Annotated in this window: 12 protein-coding genes; 3 read left to right on the top strand and 9 right to left on the bottom strand. The window is 63.0% G+C overall.

From position 1 onward, the window contains the following. Positions 1-44: 44 nt before the first annotated feature. The 5 genes from HMPREF3104_RS01315 to HMPREF3104_RS01295 all read right to left on the bottom strand — a co-directional run bounded on the left by HMPREF3104_RS01315 (position 45) and on the right by HMPREF3104_RS01295 (position 5,022). Positions 45-1,586: a phospholipase D-like domain-containing protein gene (locus HMPREF3104_RS01315; protein ID WP_070493557.1), complete on the bottom strand. Its 1,542-nt coding sequence runs from the start codon at positions 1,584-1,586 to the stop codon at positions 45-47. A 4-nt stretch (positions 1,587-1,590) separates the two neighbouring features. Continuing rightward, a complete protein-coding gene (locus HMPREF3104_RS01310) occupies positions 1,591-2,382 on the bottom strand; it encodes an exodeoxyribonuclease III (protein ID WP_070493554.1) in 792 nt (263 codons plus the stop codon). A gap of 9 nt (positions 2,383-2,391) precedes the next feature. Then, positions 2,392-3,336: an N-acetylglutamate synthase, CG3035 family gene (locus tag HMPREF3104_RS01305; RefSeq protein ID WP_070493551.1), complete on the bottom strand. Its 945-nt coding sequence runs from the start codon at positions 3,334-3,336 to the stop codon at positions 2,392-2,394. Between the two features lie 18 nt (positions 3,337-3,354). Beyond that, a complete protein-coding gene (locus tag HMPREF3104_RS01300; RefSeq protein ID WP_070493548.1) occupies positions 3,355-4,377 on the bottom strand; it encodes an LPXTG cell wall anchor domain-containing protein in 1,023 nt (340 codons plus the stop codon). 72 nt (positions 4,378-4,449) lie between these two features. Beyond that, on the bottom strand, positions 4,450-5,022 hold the full coding sequence (locus HMPREF3104_RS01295; protein WP_070493545.1) for a peptide deformylase: 573 nt from the start codon (positions 5,020-5,022) through the stop codon (positions 4,450-4,452). Between HMPREF3104_RS01295 and HMPREF3104_RS01290 the strand changes: the two genes are divergently transcribed. From HMPREF3104_RS01290 to HMPREF3104_RS01280, 3 genes are all read left to right on the top strand, one after another. Beyond that, the gene (locus tag HMPREF3104_RS01290) at positions 5,021-5,251 is read left to right on the top strand and encodes a DUF3263 domain-containing protein (RefSeq protein WP_052206074.1); all 231 of its coding nucleotides are present in this window, start codon (positions 5,021-5,023) and stop codon (positions 5,249-5,251) included. The two genes, HMPREF3104_RS01295 and HMPREF3104_RS01290, sit on opposite strands and share 2 nt — an antisense overlap. A 35-nt stretch (positions 5,252-5,286) precedes the next feature. Next, entirely contained in the window at positions 5,287-6,444 is a 1,158-nt protein-coding gene (locus tag HMPREF3104_RS12225) for a LytR C-terminal domain-containing protein (RefSeq protein ID WP_141738078.1), read from the top strand. A 681-nt stretch (positions 6,445-7,125) separates the two neighbouring features. Next, positions 7,126-8,253 (top strand): glutamate--cysteine ligase, encoded by a 1,128-nt coding sequence (locus HMPREF3104_RS01280; RefSeq protein WP_070493539.1) that lies wholly within the window; start codon positions 7,126-7,128, stop codon positions 8,251-8,253. On the opposite strand, the gene HMPREF3104_RS01275 is transcribed toward HMPREF3104_RS01280, so the two are convergent. Genes HMPREF3104_RS01275 through HMPREF3104_RS01260 form a run of 4 tightly spaced genes read right to left on the bottom strand, consistent with a single transcriptional unit; the run spans position 8,250 to position 11,233 of the window. Then, a complete protein-coding gene (locus tag HMPREF3104_RS01275) occupies positions 8,250-8,669 on the bottom strand; it encodes a monovalent cation/H(+) antiporter subunit G (RefSeq protein ID WP_371441031.1) in 420 nt (139 codons plus the stop codon). The genes HMPREF3104_RS01280 and HMPREF3104_RS01275 overlap by 4 nt on opposite strands. 2 nt (positions 8,670-8,671) lie before the next feature. Next, positions 8,672-8,950 (bottom strand): monovalent cation/H+ antiporter complex subunit F, encoded by a 279-nt coding sequence (locus tag HMPREF3104_RS01270; RefSeq protein ID WP_052206081.1) that lies wholly within the window; start codon positions 8,948-8,950, stop codon positions 8,672-8,674. Between the two features lies 1 nt (position 8,951). Beyond that, positions 8,952-9,536, bottom strand: coding sequence for a Na+/H+ antiporter subunit E (locus HMPREF3104_RS01265; protein WP_070493536.1), 585 nt, complete (start codon positions 9,534-9,536; stop codon positions 8,952-8,954). Continuing rightward, positions 9,536-11,233: a Na+/H+ antiporter subunit D gene (locus tag HMPREF3104_RS01260; RefSeq protein WP_371441029.1), complete on the bottom strand. Its 1,698-nt coding sequence runs from the start codon at positions 11,231-11,233 to the stop codon at positions 9,536-9,538. Before HMPREF3104_RS01260 ends, HMPREF3104_RS01265 begins: the two co-directional genes overlap by 1 nt. Between the last annotated feature and the right edge of the window lies 1 nt (position 11,234).

Genomic DNA, 11,234 nt, shown 5'->3' with positions numbered 1-11,234 from the left:
GGCGGGCCGGCCGAAGCGGCGGGGCCGAAGCGCTGAAGCCGCACCTACTGCAGCGCGGAGGTCAGCTTCATCACGTTGTCGATGTAGCGTCGGTACCAGGGGCGCTGCTCCCAAACCTGGGGCAGGAGTTCGTGGGAGACAGCGATGTAGTTCAACGCTAAGTGATGAAGCGCCAGCAGGAGGGGGCCGGAGGCGATGAACAGGGAAGATTCGTAATTCAAAGAGAACGAGCGGATGTCCATGTTGGACGAGCCGATGACGCCGACGGCGTTTTCGGTACCGGGATCTGCCAGCACGAACTTGGAGTGCAGGATATACGGGGCGGGGAATTCCCAGATGTGGACGCCGGCGTTTAAAAGCTGCTCGTAGTAGGAAGATTGGGCGTGTTGGACCATGAACTGGTCGGCCTTGGCGCCGACGAGGAGGTCCACGCGCACACCTCGGTAGCAGGCGGAGGTGATGGCTTCCAGCATGGAGTCTTCGGGCACGAAATAGGGGGAACACAGGATCAGGTGTTCGCGCGCGTGGTGGATCATCGTGTTGAACATGCGCAGGTTCGGCTCGGTCAGGTAGCCGGGGCCGGAGGGCACCAGCTGGACGACGTTCGCGCCAGCGCCCGAAGCGTCAGCAACGCCAACGCCCGAACCAGCGCCAGCGCCCGAAGCGCCACCAGCGCCACCAGCAACACCAGCGCCCGAACCACCCGAACCAATCTCGCGCGGGGAGCGCAGTTCGAGGACTTCGCCGGATTCGGTGAACCAGTCCACGGCGAACATGGACTCCAGGGACGCAACGATGGGTCCGCGCAGCTCAATGAATGCGTCGATCCACTGCCTGCCCGCGCGCCTATGTCTACGTAACAAATAGGTGCGGTCGATGAGGTTGAAGGAGCCGAGGAGGGCGACGTTGGCGTCGATAAGCAAAAGCTTCCTGTGGTTGCGAAGATCCGGGCGGCGCCAGCGGCCGCGCAGTGGGGCGAGGGGGAGCATCATGTGCCAGTCCACGCCGATTTCGGTCAGGCGCTTCTTCAACTTGCGGAAGCCGGGGTGTTTTTGGGAGCCGATGTGGTCGAATAGCAGGCGGACGTGGACGCCGCGGGCGACGGCGCGCTCGATGGCTTCGAAGACTATGCCGGTGGTGTCGTCCCAGGCCACGGCGTAGATTTCGATGTTTACGTCGTGTTGTGCGCTGTCGATGAGTTCGGCCATGCGCTGCATGGTCATGTCGTAGTCCGTCCAGAGCGCGGGGATGGACGCTTCCAGCGCCGGGTAGCCGGTGAGTGTGCGGTTGAGGCGCACGATGGAGGAGGCCTCGCCGCTTAAAGACCCGGGCTCATCCGGAATGTCCGTGTGGATGTTGTTCACGGCCTCTTTGGCTTCCACCTGGATGCGGTGGCGGCGCCGGGACGCAATCCGCGAGCCCATGAGCAGGAACAATGGCAGGCCGACCACCGGCACAAACAGGATGAGCAGCAGCCACGCGTTGGCGCTGGACGGTTTGCGCCCGCCCGGCACGATACCGATCATGACCAGCTTGATCGCAAAATCTAGGACGAACAGCGCCGCCTGCCACCACGAAACGTCCATAAGATCAGCGAACCGCGTCTATATCCAGCGTGTGCGTATCAAACTGGGCGATCACCGGCGCGTGGTCGGACGCGCCCTTGCCGGAGCGTTCCTCAACGTCAACCCAGGCGCGCTCGAACCCGTCCGCCAACGGCGCGGTTGCCAGCAGGAAGTCGATCAACATGCCTTGGTTGCGCTGGAAGCGGGCAGATTTGTAGTCCCAGAAGCTGTACGGCTCCTCGTGCTTGACCTGCGTCAACCCGGCCTCAAGCAGCATTTGGAACGCGGCGCGCTCCGGCTCCGTCACGTGCGTGCGGCCCTCAAAAAACGACACGTCCCACACGTTTTCATCACGCGGCGCAATGTTGAAATCGCCGCACAGCACCTGGTGCGCGGAAGGTTGCACCGCGTCTGCCAGGCGCCAGAGGAACTCCAGCTTGTAGTCGTAATGCGGGTCCCCGATCTCGCGGCCGTTGGGCACGTACAGGCTCCACACATCCACGCCGCCGCACACGGCACCAACGGCGCGGGCTTCGCGCACCGGCTCCCCGGTTTTGGCAAACGCCGGCTGCCGCTCGAATTCGTGGCGTACGTCTTCCAGGCCGACTCGCGACGCAATCGCCACCCCATTCCACTGGTTGTAACCAACATGGGCGACGTCGTAGCCCAAGACGTTGAAAACTGAGTAGGGGAATTTGTCGTCCGCGCATTTGGTTTCCTGCATGCACAACACGTCGATGTCACCGCGTGTGAGGAATGCGCCGATGCGCTCAGCGCGGGTTCGCACTGAGTTGACGTTCCACGTGGCAATTCGCATGCAGTAAGACTAGCCCAGCCGTGCGTAGCGGTGGCGGTGGTGTTCCACAAACCCCAGTTTGGTGTACAATGCGATCCCCGCCACGTTCGACGCCCTAACCTGCAGGTATGCGGCGTCAGCCCGGCTTTTAGCCCACGCGAGCACACTTTGGCCCAGCACAGTGCCTTTTGCTTGTCGACGCCACCGTTCACCCACCTCAACCGCCGAAAACCCCAGCCAACGCCGCTCGTCTTCCGAGGCAGTAATCGTGGCGCGCGTGACTGCGATGGTTTCGCCGTTTTCTACGAGGCTGGCAAAGCCGATCTCACCGTCAATGTTTTGGGCGAGGTCAAGCACTGCCTCGGCGGGAAGCTCCTGGCCGCGGTAGTGGTAGAGCGCCAGCCAGTCTTCATCCGGCTGCGTGGTTATGTGTACGCGCGGGTCCATGTCGTATGCAATGTCGTCGAGCTCGCGGGTCATGACCACGATCTCTTCACCCAACTGCCATGCGTCCGGGTGTTGCTCAATCAGCCGCAGCGCGGGTTTGCCAATGCGCTCCGGGATCAGCAGCTGCACCGGCATGTCGCGCTCCTGGTAGAACTTGGCGATCTCCTCTAACGGCACCGCCTGGAATCCCGCGGCGTGGCCGATGGGGGTGGCGGAGTTGGAGCGTTCCGCGATCTCGGCACCGGCGCGCGCCAGCCAGCCTTGGATGAGCTCCTGCTCTTGGCCCGGAAACGCCTTGGCGGTAGCGGTTTCCACCGCGCGGATGTCCGAATTGCGCACCGTGCGTGGGGAGAGCTTCTTGATGATGTGCAGGTGCGTAATCCCCACCAGCTCCTCACCCCGGCGAATCACCAAAGGGTCGGTGCTGTGGACGAATCCGATGACGTCACTATCCAGGTCGCCGCGACGCTGGCGCACCACAACTCGGTCCCCAACCGCCACCGGGTCCGAACGAAAAACGCGCGACACTAGTTTCGTGCTCTGTACTTACTCGTTGCCGCGACGCGTCAGGAACACGCCACCCACAACCAGCAGCGCACCCAGCGCGATCAGGCCCAGCATCGGGGTGCCGGTCTCAGCCAGATCGTCGTTGCGAGTCGTGCTCGTGGTACTCGTCGGCGTGGAGGTGCGGGTGGTCGAGCTCGTGCTGGAGCTGGTGCTCGTGCTGGAGCGCGTCGTGGTCGCCTCAGTCGTCCTGTTCTCCAACACGGTTGCCGTACCGGACGTGGTTGCGGAAGAGGTGGTGGACGTGCCCGTGGTCGTGGTGCTGGTCGTCGACGTATTCGTCGTCGTAGTGTCCGTCGTGGTCTCGCTGGTGGTGGTGGACGTAGTGGTGTCGTCCGCCAAGGTCACCACGCGCTGGCGCAGCGTCGGCTCCGCGGTCGCGCGCGCAGTCTTCGCGGTTGCAGTCTTCGCGGTTGCACGCTCAGTTGCCACAGGCTCCGCCGCTTCTTCCGCCGCGACCTCAGCAGCCTCAGCGCCCGCATCCTCAGCGCCAGCATCAGCGTCAGCGTCCTCAGCGCCCTCGCCGAGCACCGCCGCCGTGGCCTCCGCGGTAGTTACCTCCGCCTCTTCATCCGCCACGTTTGCTTCGGTGAGGATGGTGGGGAGGGGGTGCGTTGAAGCGTCGTCAAGCGAGAGCTCCTTGTACAGCTTCCGCAACAACACGCGCTCTTCCAGCAGCTCAGCCTCGGCATCGGCCAGCTCCTCGGGGAGCTCGCCGGCCTCGTCGCGCTCGGCGTCGAGCTCATCCATGCGCTCCGTGACATCGGCCAGCCACGCCTCAAGCGCCTCGCGCAGCGCGGCCTCGGTCTTCGGGGTCTGCTTCTTCGCGTACGCCTCGCTGGCCTTGATGGCGGCCTCGATCAGCTCCTCGCGAGTCAGCTCGGGCGCCTCCGGGCCCTCAGTAACCACGACGGGGGCAGGCGCGGACGTCAAGGTAGCGCTCGCGGCGGGTGCCGAAAGCGCAAGGGCAGCGGCAGCAGCAATCAAGGCGGAAGCGGTGCGCATAAGCGGGTCCTTCAATTGAAAACGGACAGTCAACGCCTAAGCATAACCCCTTACACCCACAAGCAAGAAGTGCTAGTGGCCAAACGGGTCCTGATCCGTGCCCGGCAGCCAGGTGTTGCCGGCCTCGGTCCAGCCGTTATCACGAATCGCGCGCTTCGCTTCCTTCTTGTAACGGCCGGTCAGCACGTCCGTGTACACGTAGCCGTCCAGGTGGCCAACCTCGTGCTGCAGGCAGCGGGCGAAAAAGCCGGTGCCCTCCACCTCTACCTCATTGCCGTTCTCATCCAGGCCGGTGACCTTGGCCCAGTCGGCGCGGCCGGTTGGCCAGCCCTCGCCAGGCACGGAGAGGCAGCCTTCGTCGTCCTCGCCGGTATCGCTCGGCATGGTCTTCGGGATCTCGCTAGTCTCCAGCACCGGGTTGATCACCGTGCCACGACGCATCACATCCCCATCCGGGCAGTGGTACACAAACAAACGCAGCGGCACACCGATCTGGTTGGCGGCCAGGCCGACGCCATTCGCGGCGTCCATAGTCTCGTGCATGTCAGCAATGAGCTCCTGCAGCTCCTCCACCGGCTGCGTCACTTCCTTCGTGGGGGTGTGCAGGACGGGGTCGCCGTAGATCACGATTGGTCGAATAGTCATGCGGTATATATTAGGCATGCTCGCCGACGATGACCTTGCCCTGCTGGACTTCGAAGCGCGCGCCCCACGCTCACTCGGCGCAAAAGAGGAAGCCATCCGCCGCGAACTTGGCATCAGCCCGGTGCGATACTTCCAGCGTCTCAACGGTTTGCTGGACTCACCCGATGCGCTCGCCGCCCGGCCCCAGTTGGTGCGCAGATTGCAGAGGCTTCGCGACGGCGCGCCTTAAACCCTCAACCTCCACTCGAGGGTAGTGTGGCGCGCGTGACTACGAACAACCCGGGAAACCGCCCTAGCGACGACAACCGCGACGAATTTGTTGACGACTTTGTTGATGACTTTGGTGCCGATTTTGGTGACAACACCGAGTATGTCGCCGACACGGAGTACGTTGCCGACACGGAGTACACCGACTACCCCGGCGACGAGCCGGTAGAAGCAGCCGGCGCTGCTTCGGCTGGTGCTGGTGCTGGTGCTGCTTCGGCTGGCGCTGCTTCGGCTGGTGCCGAGGAGTATGCCGGTGCACACCGCCGCGAGGATTACGACGACGATTACATCGACGCCTACGACGACGATTACATCGAGGATGACGACAACCTCGCCGCCGGCGCCGCCGGTGCCGCCGGTGCAGCAGCTGGCGCGGGCGCCGTTGGTGCTGGTCGTGCGGCTGGTGCTCGTCGCGCAGCTGGTGGCCGCCGTCGCGCTGCCGCGGGTGCTGGTGGCGCGGGTATCCCGAAGCGCGGCCTAGCCATGATCTTGATCGCTGTTGCCGCGTTGTTGCTGCTCTGGGGTATTTACGCGCTTACGCAGAAGAGCGGCGATACCGGCACAGGCGCCGCTTCCACCGAGACCTCGGCAACCGCTCCGCAGGACGGCACCAACTCGGCACTGCCGCCGACCCCGGAGACCGTCCCGACGAACGCGAACCCTGCCGATCCGCACGCTGAGGGCCAGCCAAACGACCCGGCAAACCCTGCCGACCCGAACGCTCCAGCAGACCCGAATGCACCGGCTGACCCGGCGAACCCGGAGGACCCGAACGCTCCGGCATCGGCACCGGCTCCCAACGATGGCGGCCCCGCCATCACAGCCCAGAACGCCCAGGTCTTCGTGTACAACAACTCCAACGTCAACGGTTGGGCAGCCGATACGATGGCCAAACTGGACGGCAACTTCCAGGTGGCGAACACGGCCGAACTCAACGATCCGACGAAGAACGCAAACATGCCGGAAGGCCAATACGGCACCTTCGAAGGTGTACAGGTCTTCTACCCGGAGAGCACCGAGGGCGCACGCCAGGTTGCTGAGGAGATTGCCCGCCGGCTTGGCGGCGTCGCCGTAGCAAAGACCGATAATGTACAGTTGCCGCCGAACACGAATGCTCGCGACGCAATCGTTGTGGTGCTCGCAGAGAATCAATAAACGCTAACGCTTCTGCGTATTTGCCTCGGCCCCTTGCGGGGTCGGGGCGTTTTCTCTTTAGGCTGCTTCTTGCCGAAGGGGTGGCGAGCGGGCCGGGGGCACCGCTCTGAATTAGTTTGGGTTGGTGCTCTTGGCCACCTGGGATTACTGAATTATTTCCCCGATTTTGGGAAACAAATTCAGGATTTGGGGCGCCATCAAGGGCCGGCCTGGCCGCCACCTGGCTGCCACCTGGCTGCCACGCTGACAAAGTTGACGACGCAAAATCCGCCACCTGGGTGTTTGCAGATCGAGAGCAGGGCCCGCTGCACGATTTGTCAGACACGCCCACCGCGGGGATGAAGCAATTCCGGAAGTACGTGCCTCCACCTGGGCGTTTAGAGGCCGGAATGTAGTAATCCGGAGATTGCTGCAGCGGCAGCGGCCGGAGAATGTCGGCGCCGGCCGGGATGAGTCCACCAACATCACCGAAGCCCATAAACCGAAACCGTTTTAGTGACTAGATGCTCGGTCAGGGCATCAAGATTCTAAAACTCGACGCTCTGACCAAGCACCTATTCACAAAAAGTCTGACGATGGCCAGAAGCACTATCAACACCAAGCCACAGCCACCAAGCCACAGCCACCAAGCGCCGAATGTAATGGCGGGATTTCGGCACCTAGCGCATAGACTTGCTGCACATGGATCCTTACCGCGATTTTGCCCGCTCGGAGGCCAACACTCTCGGCGTGGAGTGGGAGATCTGCGTCATTGACCCGCAGACCCGCGACCTGGTGCCAAGGGCGGCCGATGTGATTGACGCGGTGCACGCGGCGCACCCGGAGACGCACCTGGAGCGTGAGTTTCTGCAGAACACCGTTGAGCTGGTCACCCCGGTGTGTGCGAATACGGGTGAGGCAATACAAGCACTGCGCAAAGACTTGAAAGTGGTGCGGGACGAAGCCGAACGTCAAGGCCTGAAGCTGTGGGCCGGCGGCGGCCATCCGTTTACAGACTTCCGTGAGCAGCAGCTCAGCGCGAAGGAAACCTACGCGGAGATCATTAATCGCACCCAGTATTGGGGCAAGCAGATGCTGCTGTGGGGCGTGCACTGCCACGTGGGCATTAGCCATGAGGACAAGGTGTGGCCGATCATTAACGCGGTGATGACGAAGTACCCGCACCTGCTGGCCATCAGCGCATCGAGTCCGGCGTGGGAGGGGTTGGATACGGGCTATGCCTCGAACCGCACGATGCTCTACCAGCAGCTGCCCACGGCTGGCATGCCGTACCAGTTCCGCACGTGGGCGGACTGGGTTGGGTTCATGCAGGATCAGAAGATTTCCGGCGTGATTAGTCACACGGGCTCGATGCATTTCGACGTCCGACCCGCCGCCAAGTGGGGCACCATCGAGGTTCGTATTTCGGACGCCACGAGTAACCTGCGTGAACTCGCAGCCGTCGTGGCGCTAACGCACTGCCTGGTGGTGCACTACGACCGGATGCTGGAGGCTGGCGAGGCCTTGCCGACGCTGCAGCCGTGGCATGTGGCCGAGAACAAATGGCGCGGTGCCAGGTATGGGTTGGACGCGGAGATCATTACCAGCCGCGCCACCGATGAAGCGTGGGTGAAAGATGACCTGGCTGCGCTGATGGAGGAGCTCACCCCGATTGCCAAGGAGCTTGGGTGCGTCGAGGAGCTTGAGCTGGTCCACGAGATCATTGACCGCGGGGCGGGCTACGAGCGTCAGCGCAAGCTTTACCAGGCCACGGGCGATTGGCGTCAGGTTGTAGACGCCACGTGCGAAGAGCTCATCCGCTGGAGCTAACCCTGAGGCTTGTCCGCCTTCTTCGGCGTGTGCGTCTCCACGCGTCCCGGGTGGTAGGCCGCCGGCGCGTTGTTCACCGTCAGGTCTTTCTCTGTGCCATAGAGGCCTTCAAGCCTGGAGATGCGGCCGAGGCGCTGGCCGGTAACCGGGTTGGTCATGAGGGCGAAGAGGACAAGCAGGATCATCATGCCGACGTCGCCACGCTCGTGGATCCCGAAGTCCTCCGAGCCGACCAGGCGGATGATTGTGCCCACCATCATGAGCAGCAGGCCGGTGGTCTGCGGTTTCGTAATGGCGTGCACGCGCGCAAGTGTGGAGCGGAAGCGCACCACACCGACTGCGGCGGAGAACACCATGAACGCACCGGGCAGGATGAACACCAAAGAGACGATGTCTGCAATCAAAGACCAGTTGATCATTAGTGCGCACCGTCCCTCTTGCGGAAACGCGCCACGGATAGGGACGCGATGAATCCGAGCAGCGCGATCACGATCATGACGTTGACCACGGTGGTGTCGAGCGTCCAGCAGATGTAGAGCGCCAGCACGCATTGCAGGGACGCGGTGATGCCGTCATTGGCCAGCATGCGGTCCATGGAGTTCGGTCCGACGACGATGCGCCAGAACACGATGAAAAATCCCGTGGCTAGCAGCACGGCCGCAATCGCTAGGAAGATGTTGTACAGCGTGGGGTCCATGTCAGCGCTCCGCCTTTCGTGCTGCGCGTGCCGCGCGTGCCCCAGCGCTGGAGCGTTTGAGGCTGCGTGGTGGGTTTTCGAAGATGTCGATCATCTGCCGTTCCAGGGTGGCTACGTTTTGGATTTCGCGTTCGAGGGCCTGGGGCGTGCTGGCGTCCAGAAGGTGCACGGTCCAGAGGCGTTTGGCCACGTTGATGTCGGTGACGGTGCCGCCGGGCTGGAGGTTGTACGCGCACGTGGCTAAGTACAGCACCAGTTCAGAGGACACGCGCATGGGGACCTGCACGATTGCGCCCTTCGGGGTGGGTTCAGGGCGCAGCGCGAGCCAGGCCACGCGTGCAGACGCCACGATCAAGTCCCACAGCCACCTCAACACGAACATGATGAGGCGATCCCAACGGATAGTGGTGTGTTGGCGCGGCACTGGCGGCAGCGGCAGCACCAGCACAACGGCTAGGCCTAACAACACGCCGGCGATGAGGTTGCCCCATGTTAAGTCGCCCATGAGGAGGATCCACATGAACGTCAGCCAGATAACAAACGGCCAGCGCAGCCGGTTGTGTAAACGTTGCAGCGGGGAAGCCATTAGCGCTCACCTCCGGTGGTGGGGCGGTTGGTTTGGGAGTCCGACGTTGAATCATCAAGCGTAGGAACCAGGAATAGTTCGGGGCGCCGCGTTGGGTTGTCCGGGTCCGGGTGGAGGACAGCGTCGCGGTAGATGGACTGGTCCTGTGCGGACTGGGCGGCGCGGTCCGTCACCTCAGAGATTGGGCCGGCCAGCACCGTGATGGACAAAGAAGCTGCCACCAACAACGCGGTTGACGCCATCATGCCCACGGGCACACGACCCGGGTCCTCGCGCTCTGCCATGGTGGTGGTGCTGTAGCGATCCGCCAGGTTGGACGGGCGCGCAAGGGCCACTTCGCCTTCGGGGGCGTCGGTGCGGTCGCGCAGGAACGCCTTGGACCACACCAGGATCATGGCGTACAAGGTGAGCAGGGAGGTGACCACAGCGCCAGCGATGAGTACCCACGCAAGCCAGGTGCCTTGTTGGGCGCCTGCCTGGATGAGCATGACTTTGCCCAGGTAACCGGACAGTGGCGGGATGCCGCCCAGGTTCAGCGCCGGGATGAAGTACAAGATAGCCACCAAGGGCGAGGTGTAGATCAAAGAGCCGAGGCGGCGCAGCTGCGCGGAACCCGCCTGGCGCTCAATCAGGCCAACCACCAGGAACAAAGACGTCTGCACCAGAATGTGGTGGATGGCGTAGAAGATCGCGCCGGACAGGCCCTGCACAGACGTCAAGGCAATGCCGAAGATCATGTAGCCGATGTGGCTGACCAGGGTAAATGACAGCAAACGTTTGATGTCGTTTTGCGCCAACGCACCCATGATGCCCACGATCATGGTCAAAAGCGCCACCCACATCAGCAGGGTGTCCAAGGAGCCGTCTGTAAACACCACCGAGCGCATACGAATAATCGCGTACACGCCCACTTTGGTCAGCAGGCCCGCGAACACCGCGGTTACCAGGGATGCCGCCGTGGGGTAGGAGTCCGGCAGCCACGCGTCCAGCGGGAACACCGCCGCCTTAATGCCAAACGCCACCAGCAGTGTGGCAAAAATCGCGGCGCGGGTGCCGGTGGGGATTTCCTCCATCCGGATGCCCACCTGCGCCATGTTCACCGTGCCCACAGACGCATAAATCAGCGCCAGCGCGAACAGAAACACCATCGAAGAGGCCACGGACACCATCACGTAACCAATGCCGGCACGCACGCGCCCTGGCGACGCGCCCAGCGTCAACAGCACGTACGAGGCAACCAGGAACACCTCAAAGCCCACGTACAGGTTGAACAGGTCGCCCGCCAGAAATGACAGGTTCACGCCCATGGACAACAGCATGTACACCGGCAGGAAGACGGCGACTGGGTCGTCCTCGTCGCCGTCGCGAAGACCCTGCGAAATGCCGTACCACATCACCGCAAACAGCACGATGGAGGAGACGAACAGCATCACGGTGCTCAAGCGATCCGCAACCAGCGTGATGCCAATCGGTGCGTCCCAGCCGCCCATTTGTACGGTGTGGATGCCGTGGACGTCCACAGTAATGATCATGGTTGCGGCGATAACTGCCAGCGCAAACAGGGTGCCAAGGGCAATGGTGCGCTGCAGCTGCAGTGGCCGCACCACGAAAATCAGCGCCGCAGCCACGGCTGGCAGCAGGATCGGCATGGCCGTGAGATAGGGCATCATGCTTAACGACGCCTCCGCGAACGCCATC

It is taken from the genome of Corynebacterium sp. HMSC30G07, from assembly GCF_001806945.1.
GTDB classification, from domain to species: Bacteria; Actinomycetota; Actinomycetes; order Mycobacteriales; family Mycobacteriaceae; genus Corynebacterium; species Corynebacterium riegelii.
Note: the sequence above shows the minus strand (reverse complement) of the source record. Positions and strands in the feature narration are given on the sequence as shown.